General features: G+C 67.5%; 15 protein-coding genes. 5 read left to right on the top strand and 10 right to left on the bottom strand.

Annotated features, from left to right (window positions below; genetic code table 11):
* Positions 1-21 precede the first annotated feature (21 nt).
* Together CA237_RS09955 and CA237_RS09950 are read left to right on the top strand one after the other, a co-directional pair.
* Positions 22-1,443 (top strand): PLP-dependent aminotransferase family protein, encoded by a 1,422-nt coding sequence (locus CA237_RS09955; RefSeq protein WP_066689573.1) that lies wholly within the window; start codon positions 22-24, stop codon positions 1,441-1,443.
* An 87-nt stretch (positions 1,444-1,530) separates the two neighbouring features.
* A complete protein-coding gene (locus CA237_RS09950) occupies positions 1,531-2,265 on the top strand; it encodes an alpha/beta hydrolase (RefSeq protein WP_066689572.1) in 735 nt (244 codons plus the stop codon).
* On the opposite strand, the gene CA237_RS09945 is transcribed toward CA237_RS09950, so the two are convergent.
* On the bottom strand, positions 2,256-2,900 hold the full coding sequence (locus CA237_RS09945) for a glutathione S-transferase (protein ID WP_066689571.1): 645 nt from the start codon (positions 2,898-2,900) through the stop codon (positions 2,256-2,258). The genes CA237_RS09950 and CA237_RS09945 overlap by 10 nt on opposite strands.
* Before the next feature lie 217 nt (positions 2,901-3,117).
* A complete protein-coding gene (gene recA / locus CA237_RS09940; RefSeq protein WP_198158514.1) occupies positions 3,118-4,212 on the bottom strand; it encodes a recombinase RecA in 1,095 nt (364 codons plus the stop codon).
* Between the two features lie 349 nt (positions 4,213-4,561).
* Here recA and CA237_RS09930 point away from each other — a divergent pair, with 349 nt between their 5' ends.
* Entirely contained in the window at positions 4,562-4,900 is a 339-nt protein-coding gene (locus CA237_RS09930) for a hypothetical protein (RefSeq protein WP_066689570.1), read from the top strand.
* A 29-nt stretch (positions 4,901-4,929) separates the two neighbouring features.
* Here CA237_RS09930 and CA237_RS09925 read toward each other — a convergent pair whose 3' ends face one another.
* The 8 genes from CA237_RS09925 to dapA all read right to left on the bottom strand — a co-directional run bounded on the left by CA237_RS09925 (position 4,930) and on the right by dapA (position 16,488).
* The gene (locus CA237_RS09925; protein ID WP_066689569.1) at positions 4,930-6,117 is read right to left on the bottom strand and encodes a hypothetical protein; all 1,188 of its coding nucleotides are present in this window, start codon (positions 6,115-6,117) and stop codon (positions 4,930-4,932) included.
* Between the two features lie 63 nt (positions 6,118-6,180).
* Positions 6,181-6,534, bottom strand: a complete 354-nt coding sequence (locus CA237_RS09920) for a response regulator (protein ID WP_066689568.1) — start codon at positions 6,532-6,534, stop codon at positions 6,181-6,183.
* A gap of 57 nt (positions 6,535-6,591) precedes the next feature.
* Positions 6,592-8,979 (bottom strand): ATP-binding protein, encoded by a 2,388-nt coding sequence (locus tag CA237_RS09915; RefSeq protein WP_066689567.1) that lies wholly within the window; start codon positions 8,977-8,979, stop codon positions 6,592-6,594.
* A 404-nt stretch (positions 8,980-9,383) separates the two neighbouring features.
* The gene (locus tag CA237_RS09910) at positions 9,384-11,447 is read right to left on the bottom strand and encodes a M13 family metallopeptidase (RefSeq protein WP_066689566.1); all 2,064 of its coding nucleotides are present in this window, start codon (positions 11,445-11,447) and stop codon (positions 9,384-9,386) included.
* Positions 11,448-11,674: 227 nt separating this feature from the next.
* A complete protein-coding gene (locus CA237_RS09905) occupies positions 11,675-12,256 on the bottom strand; it encodes a DUF2062 domain-containing protein (protein WP_232307914.1) in 582 nt (193 codons plus the stop codon).
* Positions 12,249-12,731 carry an SsrA-binding protein SmpB gene (smpB, locus tag CA237_RS09900; RefSeq protein WP_066689565.1) on the bottom strand — a complete coding sequence of 161 codons (483 nt, stop codon included), beginning with the start codon at positions 12,729-12,731 and terminating at the stop codon, positions 12,249-12,251. Before smpB ends, CA237_RS09905 begins: the two co-directional genes overlap by 8 nt.
* 188 nt (positions 12,732-12,919) lie before the next feature.
* The gene (locus CA237_RS09895) at positions 12,920-15,532 is read right to left on the bottom strand and encodes an ATP-binding protein (RefSeq protein WP_126013955.1); all 2,613 of its coding nucleotides are present in this window, start codon (positions 15,530-15,532) and stop codon (positions 12,920-12,922) included.
* A 71-nt stretch (positions 15,533-15,603) separates the two neighbouring features.
* A complete protein-coding gene (dapA, locus tag CA237_RS09890; RefSeq protein ID WP_066689563.1) occupies positions 15,604-16,488 on the bottom strand; it encodes a 4-hydroxy-tetrahydrodipicolinate synthase in 885 nt (294 codons plus the stop codon).
* 69 nt (positions 16,489-16,557) lie between these two features.
* On the opposite strand from dapA, the gene CA237_RS09885 reads away from it, so the two are divergent.
* Together CA237_RS09885 and greB are read left to right on the top strand one after the other, a co-directional pair.
* Positions 16,558-18,606: a lytic transglycosylase domain-containing protein gene (locus CA237_RS09885; protein WP_232307913.1), complete on the top strand. Its 2,049-nt coding sequence runs from the start codon at positions 16,558-16,560 to the stop codon at positions 18,604-18,606.
* On the top strand, positions 18,603-19,085 hold the full coding sequence (gene greB / locus CA237_RS09880) for a transcription elongation factor GreB (RefSeq protein ID WP_066689561.1): 483 nt from the start codon (positions 18,603-18,605) through the stop codon (positions 19,083-19,085). The genes CA237_RS09885 and greB overlap by 4 nt, the downstream gene beginning before the upstream one ends.

Raw genomic sequence — 19,085 nt, 5'->3', positions numbered from 1 at the left:
TTCAGGCCAAAGTCGGAAAAGATGACCAGCCTGTCCTACCCGAACGACAAGGACAATTTCGACGCGGCATCCGTACCGGAGACGGGCCAGGTGGAGCGCATCGTCCGCGCCATCGCAGCGAGCATCGGCGACGGCAGGCTAATCCCCGATCAGCGGCTTCCCTCGATCCGCGCGATGGCAGCCGAATATGGGGTCAGTCGCGACACGGTACAACGCGGCTATGACAAGCTGGTTGCCGGCGGACATCTCCATGCCCGCCGGGGCGCGGGATTCTACGTCGCGGCCCCGGCCCCGCGGCCGGTCGGGGACAGCGCGGCGCGGCCGACGGTCGACTTGGAGCCGTTCCAGCTCATTCATTCCAGCCTGCCACCCGATCGCTGCCCCGGCAGCGGCGTGTTGTCGCACGACGACGGGTCGCTCGACGAGCTGCATCGGGTCGTGCGGGGTGTCGCGTCGGGCGGCTATCGCCTGGGCAGCTATGGCGATCCGGCCGGCTATCTGCCGCTGCGCGAGCAGGTGCAGAACAAGCTGCGGATCGACGGGATCGATGCTGCGCTGTCGTCGATCATGACCGTTCCGGGGTGCGTGGCGGGACTGACCCTCGTCATCCGCGCCTTCATCCGGCCGCGTGCGTTCGCGCTGGTCGAGGACCCCGCATCGTTCATCCATACATCGGTCCTGCTGGCCCAGGGTGCCGAGATCATGCGCGTACCGCGCGAGGCGGACGGGCCGGACCTCGACGTGCTGCGCCTGCTGTGCGAGCGCTATCGACCGGCGATGTTCCTGCTGACGTCGGTGCTGCACAATCCGACGAGCAGTTCGATCTCGCTGCACAAGGCGCGCAAGCTGATCGAGATCGCCGCCGAGTTCGACATGATGCTGGTCGACGATGCGAGCTATGCCGACCTGTCGCCCTCATCGGGCGGGCGGCCGGTGGTGCCGTTGGCGGTCCTCGACCAGTTGGACCATGTGATCCATGTCGGTGGGTCGTCGCACGTGCTGGCGCCCGAGGTCGGCGCCGGCTTCATCGTCGCGAACGAGGCGCGGATGAAGCTGTTGCGACTGTTCCGACCGGTCCAGGGGCTTGGCAACATGCTGACCCAGGAGCGCGTCCTGTACCGGTTCCTGAGCGACGGCCTGTATCGCCGGCGCTGCGAGCGCATCCGCACCGCGCTCGCCCAGCGCGCCACCACCCTCCGGCACGCGTTGGCGGCGGCATCCTGCACTGTCGCGCCGGCGGGCGGGGGAATGTTCCTGTGGGCCGAGCTGGGGCCGGAGCGAAGCGGGATCGAGGTCGCGCGGACGATGCTGAAGCACGGTTTCCTGACCGCGCCGGGATCGCATTTCTCGCTGGGGAAGAGCGACAATGCCTATATGCGCTTCAACGTCACGACGACGACGCCCCTTGCGATCGAAACGCTGGCGGCCTGCCTGCAGGCGTAGCCGGTCGCGGTTGCGGGGCGCCCGTGACGGAACCGCCGGCGCGATAGCGGTTTGAGGTCGGGTCCGATCCCTCTGCCGCGAGTTGCCATGTCCCGCCCCACCCTGATCTTCCTGCATGCGCTGGGCATGCGCGCGCGATCGTGGCGATTGGTGCGGGAGCGGCTGGGGGATGTTCCATCGATCGCGCTCGACCTGCCGGGTTTCGGATCGGCGGCGGATCGCGGCGGCGGGGACGTGGCGGGCATGGTCGCGGCGGTGCGGCCGGTGGTGGCCGATGCCGGACGGTGTGTGCTGGTGGGGCACAGCATGGGCGGCAAGATCGCGACGATCGTCGCGGCGCAGGAGGGGCCGGCGGTGGCCGGGGTCGTGCTGGTCGCCGCTTCGCCGCCGGCGCCCGAACCGATCGACGAGGCGCGGCGGGCGCGGATGATCGAGTGGTTCGCGGACGGCAGCATATCGCAGGAGGATGCGGCGGCGTTCGTCGATGCCAACTGCGCCGCGCCGCTACCGCCGGTGCTGCGGGAACAGGCGGTTGCGGACGTGCGGCATGCCCGGGCGGCGGCATGGACCGGGTGGCTGGAGCATGGCAGCCGCGAGGACTGGCGCGAACGGGTCGGTCGCATCGGGGTGCCGGCGCTGATCGTCGCGGGGGCGGAGGACGGCGATCTGGGCGAGGCGGCGCAGCGGCGGCTGAACCTGCCGCATTATCCCGATGGCCGGGTCGAGGTGGTGGCGGACGCCGCGCACCTCATCCCCTACGAACAGCCGGACCGGCTGGCGGCGCTGATCGCGGATCATGTCCGCCGAGCCGATCAGGCATAGGCATAGGCCCCGCCGGCGGCGAGCGCGGCGCGATAGGCCGGGCGAGCATGGATGCGGTCGAGCCAGGCGATGATGTGCGGGCGCGAACCGTCGAGCCCGGCGCGATTGCGGGCGGCCTCCAGCGGGAAGCTCATCATCACGTCGGCGGCGGTCATCGCGTCGCCGGCGAACCAGTCATGGCTGGCGAGGTGCTGTTCGACATAGTCGAGATGGACGTCGATCATCGGCTGCACCTTCTTCTGCGCGGCCTTGCCCAGCAACGGCACGCGGCCGAGCACCAGCTTGACCAGCAGCGGCGGCATCAGCGAGCCTTCGGCATAGTGCAGGAAATGGCGGTAGTGCAGCGCGTTGCGGCGATGCACGGGCATGCCCAGCCGGCCATCGGCCTTTTCGACCAGATATTCGACGATCGCCCCGGTTTCGGCGACGACCAGCGATCCCCCGGCGCTGCCGGCGTCGCTGTCTTCGATCACCGGCGACTTGCCCAGCGGATGGACGCGGCGCAGTTCCGGCGGTGCGAGCATCGTCGCCTTGTTCCGCTCATAGCGCTTCACCGCATAGGGAAGGCCCAGTTCCTCCAGCAGCCAGAGCACCCGCTGCGACCGGGAATTTTCGAGGTGGTGGACGACGATCATCGCTGAATTCCCAAGGCGTTGCGGAACATGAGGCAGGCAATGCGACAGGCCGCGATCGGTTGCAGCGGATCGGACGAACGGCGGCGCGGAAGTTGGCGAAGGTTACGGATTTCGTATGTTTGCGGCGTCCCCGCCCCTGCGCAAATAAAGCTATTTTACAACTACTTAGCCTGCCACAAACAGCCATCGGGCGGCACCTTGGCCGCCCGATGTTGGTTCACATGTCGTCGTCGCCATCCTCGGCATCGGGACCGGTCATCATTTCCTCGGCCACCTTTTCGGTCCGCTGCCGGATCGAGGCCTCCAGCTTGTCGCGCAGTTCCGGATGTTCGGTCAGGAAGGTCTTGGCGTTCTCACGCCCCTGCCCGATCCGCACGCTGTCATAGCTGAACCACGCGCCCGATTTCTCGACGAGGCCGGCCTTCACGCCCAGGTCGAGGATCTCGCCGATCTTCGAGATACCCTGCCCGTACATGATGTCGAATTCGACCTGCTTGAACGGAGGCGCGACCTTGTTCTTCACCACCTTCACGCGGGTCGCGTTGCCGATGATCTCGTCACGGTCCTTGATCTGGCCGGTGCGACGGATGTCGAGCCGGACCGAGGCGTAGAATTTCAGCGCGTTGCCGCCGGTCGTGGTTTCCGGGTTGCCGTACATCACGCCGATCTTCATGCGCAGCTGGTTGATGAAGATCACCATGCAGCGCGAACGGCTGATCGATCCGGTCAGCTTGCGCAAGCTCTGCGACATCAGGCGCGCCTGCAGGCCGACATGGCTGTCGCCCATCTCGCCCTCGATTTCCGCGCGCGGCACGAGCGCTGCGACCGAATCAACCACCAGCACGTCGATCGCGTTCGAACGGACCAGCGTATCGGTGATTTCGAGCGCCTGTTCGCCGGTATCGGGCTGCGACACGATCAGTTCGTCGATGTTGACGCCCAGCTTCTTCGCATAGACCGGGTCGAGCGCGTGTTCGGCGTCGACGAACGCGGCGGTGCCGCCATTCTTCTGCGCCTCGGCGATCACATGCAGCGCGAGCGTCGTCTTGCCTGAGCTTTCCGGCCCGTACACTTCGATCACGCGCCCGCGCGGAAGGCCGCCGACGCCGAGTGCGATGTCGAGGCCGAGCGACCCGGTCGAGATCGCCTCGACCTGCATCGCTTCCTTCTGGCCCAGCTTCATCGCCGAACCCTTGCCGAATGCCCGGTCGATCTGCGCCAGCGCGGCGTCGAGCGCCTTTTGCCGTTCGCCCGCCGCCTTGTCGTTCGCTGCCGCCATCTTGCTATCGACCGCCTTCAGATTTGCCGCCATGTCCAGCCTTTCGCGTAGAGCAACCGCGTCGAGGGTTCAACGCGCCTTTGTTGGATTTGCATGTATTCGTTTTGTTCCCATTCCGCAAGAGTTGTTCGCTTCGGCGATAAACGCGATCGTGGTGCTGGTAGACCGTGCCGCCATCAAGAAAGACGATGGGCCACCAAGGAGGGAGAGCGACATGACGACACGGACATGGCTGGCGCTGGCGACTGGGATCGGCGGACTGCTGTCCACTGCGGCGACCGGGCCATTACCGGCATCGTGAACACCGCTTGACGACAGCGACGCTTCGCTTTGCACGCCAGCGGAAACGCCGCTGGCCGTCTGCACGATCGGCCGCAAGCGCGTGTCGATTTGTTCGCAGGGCAAGACATCGGTCTATCGCTATGGCCAACCCGGGCGGATCGAACTGGTCGCGTCCGACCTGTACTGGGCGAGCACCGGCTATTCGGGCGGGGGCGAGTTGCAGGTTACCGCGCGCAACAAGGGTCATTCCTACACGCTGTTCGATCGGATCGTGCGGACCGGGTTCGGGGCGGACGGGCTGAACCATCCGAAGGCGGACTCGGGCTTGGTCGTACGGCGGGGCGCGAAGATCGTGTCGGCGCGACAATGCAACCTGGTGCAGCCGATCGCGGCAGAAGTGCGCGAGCGGCTGCCAGAGGGCGGGATGGTGGAGCATTGAGTGGCTCTTCTTCCCCCGTGCCGTGGCGCCTATTGCATCGGCGAGCCGACCGGGGCGATCTGGTCTGCTGCCGGTGCCGTGGCTGCCTCCGCGACCCGGCGCTTCTGCGCGGCGCTCATCGCTTCGGTCTCCGTCAGGTCGACGATGTGCGTGGTTGCCGGCCCCGACCGTTGCGCGATGCGCGTACCGGTTACGAAGTTGAAGGTCGATCGGATCGTGAAACGGTCAATCCGGTAAATGCCGGGATGCCCCGAGGGTACATCCAACGGAATATACCGCCGTTCGCGGACCTGTTGCAGCACGGCACGTTCCCATCGACCCAGTCCGGACGGGGTCAATATCTCCGCATCCGCGGTTCGTCCGTCCGGCCGAATCCAGTATCCCACATCCGCCAATGCGATATCGCCATTCGCCGCCCCGTTGGAAATCATACCATCGGGGGCGTTGACGTCCTCCACCGGTCGCGAAGACAATAGCATCGGACGGGCGACAGCCGACTGGCGGAGCCGTGCGGCGAGCGCATCGATCGCACCGGCATCCCCCTTGCGCAGGGCGATGCGCGCCACGAATATCGCGCGCAGATCGGCCATGGCGCGGTTGGCCGGGCCGGCGATCGCAACGGCTTCGTCCATCAGTTGAATCGCGCGCTTCTCGTTGCCCGACCCCATTTCCAGCCACGCCCGGCGGAACGTGGCTCCTGCTGCGAGATCCTTCTTTCCGGTATTCAGCGCCAGGCGCTGAACCTTGGTCAGGATACCGGATGCGGTGGAGACATTTCCGTTTTCCACCAGATCACGGGCGAAGCCCATCTCCTCGACCAATGTCGAAGGGTTGTCCTCGCCCATATATTTGCGAAGAACCTGTACGTTGCTGCGCGACGCGGAAACCCATTCCCGCTGATACCCCTCATGTTCCGCGACAGTAGCGAGCGTTGCATACAGACTGGAAACCGGTCCGGGCAGTTGAGCGGCATGACGGCGGTTACGCGCGATGGACCGCAGCAGCGTATGCCGGGCCTTGGCATATTGTCCGCCGGAGAACATCTCAACCGACGCTTGCAGTGAAGCCTCTACATCCTCGGCCGGCGGGCATTGGCGCGACAGGCAGGCTGCCAGTGCATCCGTCGCGCGGTGACCGACGACGACGATCTCTTCGGTCGGAACGACTGTAGGCGGGACGGTCGTCTGTGCGGCCACCAGCAGGATCGAGGACAGCATGGTATCATGCTCGCTGTCCCACCAGGATGTGTCAATGGGTCGTCGCCAACTCGACGCCCCAGATCACCCCAGGTCGTTCAGCGCCTGCTCGACCGCGTCCATCGTGAACGGCTTCGACAGGACCGGGCGGTCGCGGTGCGCCGGTTCGATCGTGTCGCCCGACCCGCCGGTCGCCAGCACGAACGGGATGCCCGCCGCCGCCAGCTTGTCCGCCACCGGCCAGCTCTTTTCCCCGCCGCGCAGATGCACGTCGAGGATCGCGCCGTCGATGCCACCCTGGTCGATCGCCGACACGGCGGACGCCACGCTGTCGGCGGTCCCGGCGACGGTGCGGCCGAGCATGTCGAGGAAATCCTCGAGCATCATGGCGATCAGGGGTTCGTCCTCAACCAGGAGGATACGCGCAGGCGACGTCATACGCGCCGACCCTTAGCGGTCAAAGCGGGAACGCCGCAACCGATTTCGTCGCGCCGGTCAGGACTTTGCCAACGCATCGCGCGCCGCCGTCGCCAGTTGCTGTACCGAAAAGGGTTTCGGGAGGAAAGAAACCTGATCCAGATCAATCGACCGTCGCAACTGTTCCTCGGCATAGCCCGACATGAACAGGATCGGCAGCGTCGGATAGACCTTGCGGACATGGCGGACCATCGTCGGGCCGTCCATCGTCGGCATGACGACGTCGGAGATCAGCAGGTCGATATGCGGCCGGTCGGCGAGTAGTTCGAGCGCGGCCTCGCCATGTTCGGCGGTCATGACGGTATAGCCCTGCCGCGCCAGCGCGCGTTCGGCGATGGCGCGGACCATGTCCTCGTCCTCGACCAGCAGGATCGTGCCCGATCCCCAGGCCGGCTCGGTCGGCTCGCTCTTGAGCTTGGGATTGGTGCCAAGGCGCGGCGGTTCGGCGGCGGCGGCGTGGACCGGCAGGTGGATGGTGAAGGTCGACCCCTGTCCCGGACGCGATTCGGCAAAGATATAGCCGCCCGACTGCTTGATGATGCCATAGACGGTCGACAGGCCGAGGCCGGTGCCCTTCCCCACTTCCTTGGTCGTGAAGAAGGGTTCGAAGATCTTGGGCAGCACGTCGGCGGGGATACCGGTGCCGGTGTCGGATACCTTCAGCGTCACATAATCGCCGACCGGCAGCACGTCGTCGTCCATCGCGCGGACTTCCTGCGCGCTGGTCGCCAGCGTCTCGATGGTCAGCACGTTGCGGTTGCCGCCCTGCGAGAGCATCGCGTCGCGGGCATTGACCGCGAGGTTGACGACGACCTGTTCGAGCTGGCCCGGATCGGCGCGGACCGAGCCCAGCCCGCGACCATGGTTGACGACCAGCTGGACGGTCTCGCCGAGCAGGCGCTTCAGGAGGTTCGACACCTCCGAAATCACGTCGGGCAGCTGCAGCACCTGCGGGCGCAGCGTCTGCTGGCGCGAGAAGGCGAGCAGCTGGCGGGTCAGGCTGGCGGCGCGGTTCGAATTGGCGCGGATCTGCTGGATGTCGTCATAGTCGCTGTCGCCGGGCGAATGGCGCATAAGCATCAGGTCGCAATGGCCGATGATCGCGGTCAGGATGTTGTTGAAATCATGCGCGACGCCGCCGGCGAGCTGGCCGACCGCCTGCATCTTGGTCGCCTGCGCCACCTGCCGCTTGAGTTTGCCCTCCTCGCCGGTATCGCGCAGCGAGAGGACGACGGCGGCTTCGCCCAGCCCGCGCGCACCGGCGATCGACAGCGCGATCGGCTCCTCCGACCGGTCGTTGAGGCGGACCGCCATGTCGGCACTGTGCTGCGCCCCGCCGGCGAAGCGGCGGACGGCATCGGCGAGCGCGGCCTTGTCCTCGCGCACCACCAGGTCGCCGGGATAGAGCGGCGGCGCGACCGGATTGACGCCGGTCGCGCGGACGAAGGCGTCGTTCATGTGCAGGAAGCGGCCGTCGCGATCGACTAGCGCCATGCCGACCGGCAGCAGCGAGACGAGCGCGCGGACCTGCGCCGCCGATCCCGGCGCGGCGATCGGCATCAGCCCGACGGGCGCCTCTTCCTCGTCCAGCATCGCGACCAGCATCGGGCCGTCGGGATCGTCGACGAACGGCACCTGCACGATGCGAAGCGGGTCGCCGCCCAGCCCTTCGCGTTCGAAACGGACGCGGCCGCGGCTGTCGGTGACGAGGAAACGGGCGAAATCGCGGCCCTCGATCGTGGCGTCCTCGTTGCCGACGGCGCGGGCGCGGAAGACGCGGTTGGCGGCGCGGATACGGCCATCGGCGCTCAGGAGCGCGACCATCACCCCCGCCCCGCCCAGCCGTTCGCCGACATCGCCCGCGATCATCGCGCGCATCGTCACCGCCTCGGCGATCGCCTGTCCGCCTTCGAAACGCCAGACGAGCATCGCTTCCCCGGCGCGGGCGAGCGTCGCGACCAGCGGGGCGTCGCCCTGTCGCACGGTGACCCTGGCATCGCCGTCGCGCCACGCCGACCGGGCGGCGCCGGCCAGCGCGCTGGCATCGACGCCATCGCCCAGCACGCCGGGCGGAGTCGGATAGCCGCCGAACAGCGCGGCATAGCGGTCGTTGGCGCAGACGAGGCGGCCGGCGCGGTCGGTGACGGCGAGCGCGTGCGGGCTGACCGAGGCGAGCGTCTGCGCCAGCGACCAGTCGACCACCGGCTCCGTGGCTTCAGCCGATCCGGTCCAGTGGCGGACGCCCAGCGCAACGCCGGCCAACACGACCGCCGCCGCGACGAAGCCGATCGCCACGGGCAGGCTGCCGATCGTCCACAGGATGATCCCGGCCGCGATGGCCCCGGCGACCAGCGCGATGGCGAGCGGCAGGACCGGCGAAGAGGCGGACGGGGATTTCGACAGCATGTCGAAGCTGTTGCGGCGCTTGGGGGGGCGGCGTCAAGCGGCGGTTCGGGTGATCGGACGTAGGGGCGCGATCGGGTAGGGTTTGGTGGGTCGTGTGGGCGTGCGCTTCGCTATCCGTACCCCCGGGCAGGCGGAACGAGGTTTGAGGAAGACAGGATCGCCGCACTATCTCGTCACCCCGGACTTGATCCGGGGTCCCGCTTTCTTTCGACGGTCGAGAATAAGAAGCGGGACCCCGGGTCAAGCCCGGGGTGACGGAGGGAGGTGAGGTATCGCCCCGCCCCATTCCCGTACTCCGGCGGAGGCCGGGGTTCAGTTGGGTTACGGTCGTGAGGAACAAACGCATGTTCCGTAACTGGCCCCCGGCCTTCGCCGGGGTACGGTCATGGAACGTGCCAGTCCGCTTACCAGATGCGGACGCGCTGTTCGGGGGCGAGGAAGAGATATTCGCCCGCCGCCGGCTTGTAGCCCTGATACCAGGGGTCGAGGTTGCGCACGACCCAGGCGCGCTGTTCGGAGGGGCTGTGCGGGTCGGTCAGCAGCCGCTGGCGCAGATTCGCCTCGCGGTAGCTGCGCCGCCACACCTGCGCCCAGCCGAGGTAGAAACGCTGTTCGGGGCCGAAGCCGTCGATCACCTTCTGATCGTTCGGATAGGCATGGGTATAGGCGTCCCACGCGGCGGTCAGGCCGGCGAGGTCGGCGATGTTTTCGCCGAGCGTCAGTTCGCCCTTCACATGCAGGCCGGGCAGCGGTTCATAGGCGTCATACTGCTTGACCAGTGCCGCCGTGCGTTCCTCGAAGCGCTTCACGTCCTGCGGCGTCCACCAGTCGGTGAGGCTGCCATTGACGTCGTATTTGCGGCCCTGATCGTCGAAATGGTGGCTGATCTCGTGGCCGATCACCGCGCCGATCGCGCCGTAATTGACCGCCGGATCGGCGTTCGGATCGAAGAAGGGCGGCTGCAGGATCGCGGCGGGGAATACGATCTCGTTCATCACCGGGTTCGCGTACGCGTTCACGGTCATGGGGGTCATGAACCATTCCCACTTCTGGATCGGCTTGCCCAGATGCTGCACGTTGTAGCGCTGCTGCCACTGGTTCGCGCGCAACATGTTGCCGAAGGCGTCTCCCGGCGTGATCGTCAGGTCGCTCATGTCGCGCCACCGGTCGGGATAGCCGATCTTGGGCGTGAAGGCGGCGAGCTTCGCCCGCGCCTTCGCCTTGGTCTCCGGCGCCATCCAGTCGAGATTGTCGATCCGGCGCCCCATGGCCTCCGTCACGTTGCGGACCAGTTCGTCGGCCGCCGCCTTGGTCGCGGGCGGGAAGAATTTGGCGACATAGGCCTTGCTGACATCGTCGGCGACCGCTTCCGAAGTGAAGTCGACCGCGCGCTTCCAGCGCTCCTCCTGCTGCGGCGTGCCCGACAGGACGGTGCCGTAGAAGGTGAAGCTTTCCTGGTCGAACGCCTGCGGCAGGACGCCGGCGAACCCGTCGAGCGAGCGGACGAGCAGCTGGTCCTTGAGCACGGCGAGCGGCGCCGCGCCGATCACCTTCGCCATGCCGGTGAAGGCGGTCGGCTGGGCGACGATCACGTCGGGGGTGTTCGCACCGAGCGTGCGGAAATAGGTCGCGAAGTCGAAGCCCGGCGCGCGACGCTGCAGGTCGGCGACGGTCATCTTGTTATAGGTCTTGTTCGCGTCGCGGCTTTCGATCCGCGTCCAGTGCGCGCGGGCGATCTGCGTCTCGAACGCGACGATCGCGGCAGCGCGGGCGGCGGCATTGGGTTCGCCGGCCAGCGTCAGCATCTTGGCGAGATGCGCCTGATACGCCTTGCGCTGTTCGACCAGCTTCGCATCGGTCGACAGGTAATAATCGCGGTCGGGCATGCCGAGCCCGCCCTGCGACGTCTGCAGCGCATAGACGGTCGGGGTCTTGTCGTCCGGGCCGACATAGGCGCTGAAGGGCGCACCGACGCCGGCCTGCGACGCCTTGGCCGCCAGCGCGGCATAGCCGGCCTTCGACGAAAGCCCCTTGATCTCGGTCAGCCACGGCTGGATCGGGGCCAGCCCCTTCGCCTCGATCGCGGCCTGGTCGAGATAGGTGGCATAGGCGACGCCGATCTTCGAATTGGGATCACCCTTCGCCGCGTCGAGCAGTTCGCGGGTGCGCGACTTCGACAGGTCGTCCAATGCGGTGAACATGCCGTAGTTCGACTTGTCGGCCGGGATCGGCGTGATCTTTTCCCAGGTGCCGTTGGCATATTTGTAGAAATTGTCGCCGGGCTTCACGCTGCGGTCCATGCCGGCGACGTCGAAGCCGAAATCGCCGATCTCGGGCTTGGGCGCGGGGGCGGCGGTTTCGGTTACCGCGATCGGATCGGCATTGCCGGTTTGCGGTGGCGGCGTGGTCGCGCAGGCCGACAGGGCCGACGCCGCAAGCAGGGTGGTGAGGACGAAACTACGCCGCATCGAATAAGCCTCTTCGTATCGGGTGATACGTTATGCTGCACCCGGGCTTATCGATCGTCAATATCTAGCTTGGGTTGGGTGCGATCCCTTGCTCCTTCCCAATCCGTTTGCTTCGAGCGCAGGTTCGAGCCTGTCGAGAACCGAAGTCGAGAAGGGGTTGCCGCAAACAAGCAGTTCTCGACGGACGCTTCTCGACAAGCTCGAAGCTGCTCGAACCGAACGGAGGGTTAGATGGCGGATCGCCCATGCCCGCGCCGCTTCCACTTCGCCGCGATCCACCACCGCCAGCCGAGCGCGGCGATCGCGTACCCCAGCACCGCGCCGATGACCGAGCATACGACCATGCCGAGCGCGGTCGCCGGACCGACCTCTGCCACCAGCCATTCGAGCCAGCCGGGCGGTGCGGCGACCGCGTCGCCGATCGGGTCGCCCGGCACCACGCGGTCGATGTGGAGCAGCCAGGCGCCCACCTTGTAGTAGAGGATGAACAGCAGCGGCGTGGTGATGGGGTTGGTGAAGAAGGTGGTCAGCGCCGCCGCCGGAACGTTTGCGCGCAGCGGAAGCGCAAGGACGGCGGATGCGGGAATCTGTCCCAGCGGGATCAGGATGCCGGTGAACATGCCGAGTGCCACGCCACGGGGAACCGAACGGCGGGTGAAGCGCCAGAGTTCGGGGGCGAGGACGCGGTGCGCGACGGGGCGCAGGAAGCGGATCGATTCGATCGATTCGCGGGTCGGCAGGTTCGCACGGACCCAGCGCAGCGCACGGCTGCCCAGCCGCCGGTCGTCGTCGCCGCCTGCATCAGCCACGGTCGCGGAGCAACCTTCCCTGTTCACGCTTCCAGTCCCGCTCCTTGATATGTTCGCGCTTGTCGTGGTTCTTGCGACCCTTGGCCAGTGCCAGTTCGACCTTCGCCCGCCCTTTTCCGTTGAAATACACCGATAGCGCGATCAGCGTCATGCCGTCGCGCGCCACCGCCCCGTGCATCTTGTTTATCTCGCGTTCGTGAAGCAGCAGTTTACGCGGGCGGCGCGGTTCGTGGTTGAAGCGGTTGCCGTGGCTGAATTCGGGAATGTTCGAATTGATCAGCCACACCTGTCCGTCGCGGACATCGGCATAGCTTTCGGTGATCGACCCTTCGCCGAAGCGCAGCGACTTCACCTCGGTCCCGGTCAGCGCGATGCCGGCTTCGTAGACCGTGTCGATTTCGTAATCGAACCGCGCGCGGCGGTTTTCGGCGACGGTCTTCTTCTTGTCGAACAACTGGGGACGCGGACGGCTCATGGGCGGGACATAGGGTGTCGGGGGCGTGGAGGGAAGCGTCCGTCGTGCTCCTCGTCGCTCGCGGGGAGGGACCGCGGCGAAGCGGGGGTGGAGGGGGTTGGCCGCGAACGCTGCCGTTGTGTGTGCGGCGGCCCCCCTCCACCAGCCTGCGGCTGGTTCCCCTCCCCGCATAGCGGGGAGGATCTTGATTACGCGTCGAGGGCTTCGCGTACCTTTCTTGCCAGTTCGTCCACGCCGAACGGCTTGGGGAGCAGCCGCGTGCCGGGGTCGAGCACGCCGTTATGGACGACCGCGTTGCGGGTATAGCCGGTGGTATAGAGCACGCGCAGGTCGGGCCGCATCGCCAGCGCCCGGTCGGCCAGTTCGCGGCCGGTCATGCCCGGCATCACGACGTCGGTGAACAGCAGCCTGACGCGCACCCCCTGTGCCAGCAGTTCGAGCGCCTCCGGTCCGTTGGAGGCATGGAGGACGCCATAGCCCAGGTCGCGCAGCACCTCGACCGAGAAGCTGCGGACGCGCGATTCGTCCTCGACCACCAGCACCGTTTCGTCCGGGCTGCCGCGGCGGATCGGCTGGAGCGCGGCGCGCGGCGTGGGTGTCGGCGTCTCGCCATAAAAGCGCGGCAGGTACAGGCGGACGGTCGTGCCGACATCGGGTTCGGAATAGATGCGGACATGGCCGCGGGACTGGCGGACGAAGCCGAACACCTGACTGAGGCCAAGGCCCGTGCCGCGCCCGACCGGCTTGGTGGTGAAGAACGGCTCGAACGCCTTGGCCAGCACGTCGGGCGCCATGCCGGTGCCGGTATCGGTGACGGCGATCATGACATATTGCCCGGCGGCCATGTCGGCCTCGCGCGCATAATCGTCGCCGACATGGGCATTGGCGGTCTCGATCGTCAGCTTGCCGCCATCGGGCATCGCATCACGGGCATTCACCGCGAGGTTGACGATGGCATTTTCGAGCTGGCCGCGATCGGCCTCCGCCCGCCACAGCCCGGCGCTGAGCACCGTCTCCACCGCGATCCGTTCGCCGAGCGTCCGGGTCAGCAGCTCGGTCAGGTCGGCGATCAGGCGGTTGCCCTCGACCGGTTCGGGCGCCAGCGGCGACTGGCGGGAGAAGGCGAGCAGGCGCTGGGTGAGCGCGGCGGCGCGGGTAGCGCCGTCCTTCGCCGCCTCGACATAACGCTCGACATCGCCGCGCCCGCTGGCGATGCGGCGCTCGATCATGTCCAGCCCGCCGATCACGACCGCGAGCATGTTGTTGAAATCGTGCGCGATGCCGCCGGTCAGCTGGCCGACCGCCTCCATCTTCTGCAACTGGCGCACCTGCGTCTCGGCGGCGGCGCGGGCGCTGGCGGCATTGTGCAGTTCGGTGGCGACGCGTTCGAGCTGTGCATCCTGCCGCCCGACCTTCGCCTGCAACCGAAGCAGCGCGTCGGCGCGCTGGACGGTGACCCAGCTGATCTCCGCCACTTCCTGCAACAGCGCGATTTCGCCCGGCAGCCAGTGACGCGGTGCGCCATGACCGACGATCAGCAGCCCTTCCAGCCGCCCGTCCTGCCGCAGCGGCACGCAGAAGCCAGAGACGGCTGAATAGGATGATGCCTCGCTACCGACGAAATCGGGGTCGATCGCGAATTCGTCCGATACGATCGTCCGCCCGGCGCGCAGCAGCGCGGTATTGCCCTGCCCGAAGCGGTCGAGCGAATGTTCGCCGGTCAGCGGCGGCAGGACCCCGTCGTTCCACCCGCCCATATAGCGCACGCGGTTGGCCGCGACGCGGGCGAAAGCGACCCGGTCGACGCGGAGCCATTCGCCAAGCGCGCGGGCGGTGAAGCGCATGATCGCGTCCGGATCGGTCGCGGCGCGTTGCCGGGCGCTGAGCGACAGGACGAATTCGCGCTCCGCCTTGGCCGCCAGCGCCGCCAGTTCGGCCTGTTTCCGGTCGTCGATGTCGTAGCTGACGCCGGGAAAGCGCAGCGGGCGCCCGCTATCGTCGAAGGTGCAGCGGCCCTGCGCCGACACCCAGCGGCAATTGCCGCCCTGGTCGACGACGCGATATTCCGAAATGAAGGTGCCGTCGCCGGTCGGGTCCATCGCGCGTTCGATCGCGCGCTGGGCCATCGGCAGGTCGTCGGGATGGATTCCTTCGAAGAAGCGGGCGATCGGCGCGCCCTGCTCCGCCATCTTCGGATCGACGCCGTAGAGCAGCGCGAACCGGCTGTCGGCGCGGATCATGTCGGCCTGCACGTCCCAGTCCCACGCACCGATATTGCGCCCGGCGGACAGGGCCAGTTGCAGCCGTTCGTCGGCGGCCGCCCGTTCCCGCTCGGCCACGATGCGCGACGTCGTCTCCCCCGTCACACAGAACAGGCCGGCGACCTGCCCTGCATCGTCAAAGGCCGGGGAATAGGTGAAGGTCCACCAGCTCTCCTCCGGCTCGCCGGTGCGGGCGAGGTCGAGCTTCATGTCGGTGGCGACGATGCTGCCGCCGGCAAGAGTCTGGTCGACCAGCGGGACCAGTTCGTCCCAGATGCTGGCCCAGACGATATCGAAGCGTTCGCCCAGCGCGCCGTCGAGCCGTAGCCCCAGGATCGGGCGATAGGCATCGTTGTAGAAGCAGCGCAGCTCCGGCCCCCAGGCGAGGAACATCGGCGTCGGGCAGGACAGCATCATCGCCAGCAGCGAGCGCAGCGACACCGGCCACCCCTCGATCGGGCCCAGCGGGGTCGTCGACCAGTCGCGGGCGGCGATTTCCGCACCGGTCACCGTCTGGGTTGAGAGAGGTCCGTTTGGCATAGGCCCTGCGTGTTACGCCGCAGCCCCCGCTACGGCAATGGATGCATCCCCCCGCTTCGACCTTCCCATCCTCAGCGCACCAGCCCGGCATGGGCGAGCGCGGCATCGACCGCCGCGCGCGAGGCTTCGGACGCGGGCGTCATCGGCAGGCGCAGGTCGGTCGGAAAGCCCGGGCGGACGCGGCCCATCGCATATTTGACCGGACCGGGCGACGCATCGCTGAACAATGCGGCGTGCAGCGGGAACAGCCGGTCCTGAATGGTCAGCGCCCGGGCAAAGTCGCCGGCGGCGCAGGCGTCCTGAAACTCGGCGCACATGGCGGGCGCGACATTGGCGGTGACCGAGATCGCGCCGACCCCGCCCATCGCCATGAAGGCGAGCGTCATGTCGTCATTGCCCGACAGCTGGGCGAAACCGGTGCCGCAGCGCGCACGGTGTTCGGCGACGCGCGCCATCTGTCCGGTCGCGTCCTTGATGCCGACCACTACGTCGGGGAACGCCTTCACGATCCGCTCGACCGTCTCGACCGCGATGTCGGTGATGGTGCGGCCGGGCACGTTGTAGAGCACGATCGGCAGGCCGCCCTGCGACGCCAGCACCTCGAAATGGCGGAACACCCCTTCCTGATTCGGGCGGTTGTAATAGGGCGGGACGAGCAGCGCGGCGGTGGCGCCCGCGGCCTTCGCGGCATGGATGTGGTGCAGCGCGACGGCGGTGTCGTTCGACCCGCAGCCCGCGATCACCGGTACGCGGCCACGTGCCTGATCGACGCAGACGCGCACGACATGGTCATGCTCCTCGATCGTCATCGTCGCCGCTTCGCCGGTGGTGCCGCAGGGAACCAGCGCGCTCGACCCGCTCTCGATCTGCCAGTCGACCAGGGCGCGGAACGATGCTTCGTCGAACCGACCGTCGGCGAACGGGGTGACGAGCGCGGGAATCGAACCGGAAAACATGGAAAACGCGCTCCGCAGACAGGGTTTCGAGCCGAAAAGGTGGCGACAGATAGGGCGGGCTTCCATATCATGTCCAGTATGCTGACCACCGTGTTCAAGAGCGCGTTCCTGCTCACCGGCGTCGCGAGCGCCGCCATGGCCGCCGGGATGTTCCATCCCGCCGCGCAGATCTCCGTCCAACCGCTGCCGCCGTCGATGGTGCAGCCAGCGCCGATCACCGTGCGACCGATGGTCCAGCCGGTGGCATCGGCCCCGGCCTATGACCCGATCCAGCCGGTGCTGGCCGATTGGAAACGGTTGCAGCAATCCGACAATTATCCCTTTACCGACTATGCCCGGTTCCTGCTGGCGCATCCCGGTTTTCCCGGGGAAACCAGCCGGCGCGCGGCGGCGGAGACGGTGCTGGCGGACGGCGCGCAGGACCCGGCGACGGTGCTGCGCTTCTTCGACCGCTATCCGCCGCTGACCGCCGCCGGGCGGCTGCGCATGGCGGAGGCGTTGGCGGCGAGCGGGCGGATGGCCGAGGCGCATGAAGCGGCGCGCACGGCATGGCGCCGGGGGGCGCTGCGCACCAATGACGAGGCGAAGCTGCTCGGCCGGTTCGCCTCGGCGCTGACCCCGCAGGATCATGACGCGCGGATGGACCGGCTGTTGTGGCAGGGCGCGACGACCGCCGCCGGGCGGCAGATCGGCTATGTCTCGGCGGCGATGCGGCCGACCTTCGATGCGCGCATGGCGTTCCGCACCAATGCGGCGGATGCCAGCGTCCGGGGCGAACAGCCGGGCGTCGACCGGACCGATCCGGGCTATATCGGCGACCGCGCCAGCTGGCTGCGCGCTACGGGTCAGTCGGTGGCGGCCCGCTCCTACCTCGCGCAGCCGCGCCGTCTGTCGCGCAGTCCGGGGGATGTCGAGGAATGGCTGGAGGTCCTGCTGACCAATGCCAAGGCGGCGCAGGCGGACAGCCAGTTCGACCTCGCCTATCGCATCGCGTCGCAGATCGACGATGCGTTCCCGGCGGGGACGGTGATCGCCGACGCGGCCTATGGCGAGCGCGACGACTATACCAGCCTCGCGTGGCTGGCGGGGACGGTCGCGCTGCAGAAGCTGAACCGGCCGGCGGATGCGACCGGCATGTTCGCCCGCTATGCCAGCGGATCGCGCACGCCGACCGTCCGGACCAAGGGCTATTACTGGGCGGGGCGCGCGGCGGAGGCAGCGGGCGACCGCGCCACCGCCGACCGCTGGTACGCGCAGGCCGCCGATCTGGGCGACCTATATTACGGACAGCTGGCCAGCGAGCGGATCGGCCGCCCCCTGCGTGCACCGGGCAATACCGCCGATCCCGCAGCGGTCCCGGCGGCCGTGCGCGCGGCGTACATGAACAGCGATGTGGTCAAGGCGACGCGCTATCTGGGCCGCACCGGGCAATATGGCGATCAAGGGCTGTTCGTCCGCAAGATCGCCGAGGACGCACGCAGCGACACCGATCATGCGCTGGCGGTCGAGCTGGCGCAGGCGATCGACCGCCCGGACCTGAGCGTCATGGTCGGGCGCAGCGCGCTGCTGAACGGGCATAGCGACTATACGCTGGCGGGCTATCCGTCGGTGCAGGTCAGCGGGGCGCAGCGCGATCAGTTCACGTTGATCCACGCGATCGCGCGGCAGGAAAGCCAGTTCGACCGCACCGCCGTCAGCCGCACCGGCGCGCGCGGGCTGATGCAGTTGATGCCGGGCACCGCGCGCGAGACGGCAGGGAAGCTGGGGCTTTCCTACAATCCGTCCTCGCTCAATGATCCGGCGTATAACATGGCGCTGGGGTCGAGCTTCATTCAGCGGATGCTCGATTATTATGGCGGCTATTATCCGCTCGCCATTGCCGCCTACAATGCCGGGCCGGGCAATGTGAACAAATGGCTGCGCGCCAATGGCGACCCGCGCACGCCGGGAGTCGACATCGTCGATTGGGTGGAGAAGATTCCGTACACCGAAACGCGCGGCTATGTGCAGCGCGTGCTGGAAAATGCGGTCGTCTATGACCTGATCCATGCCGACAAGGCACGGTCGAAGGGGCCGAACAATCTGAGCTGGTATCTGGGGAAGAACCGACCGGGATGAGCGAACCGCGTCCGAATTACATCACCCCGGCGGGTTATGCCGTGTTGAAGGCCGAATATGACCAGTTGCTGGGCGAGGAGCGGCCGAAGCTGGTCGACGTCATCGCCTGGGCCGCGGGCAATGGCGACCGGTCGGAGAATGGCGACTATATCTATGGCCGCAAACGGCTGCGCGAGATCGACCGGCGGCTAGGCTTTCTCGCCAAGCGCATGAAGGCGGCGCGGGTGGTCGATCCGGCGACGCAGACCGAGCGCGGCCGGGCATGGTTCGGTGCGACGGTGACCATCGCCGACGAGGACGACAACCACCGCACGCTCGAACTGGTCGGCGACGACGAGGCCGATGCCGGCAAGGGGCGGATCGGGTGGAACTCCCCCATGGCGCGGGCCTTGCGCGGCAGCGCGGTCGGCGACGTGCGGACGGTCGCCCTGCCGGCGGGGGCGAAGGAAGTTGAGGTGATGGCGATCGTCTATCCGTGA

This window comes from Sphingomonas sp. ABOLH (genome assembly GCF_003951715.1).
GTDB lineage: Bacteria > Pseudomonadota > Alphaproteobacteria > Sphingomonadales > Sphingomonadaceae > Sphingomonas > Sphingomonas hankookensis_A.
This window is presented reverse-complemented; position numbering and strand designations above follow the sequence as displayed.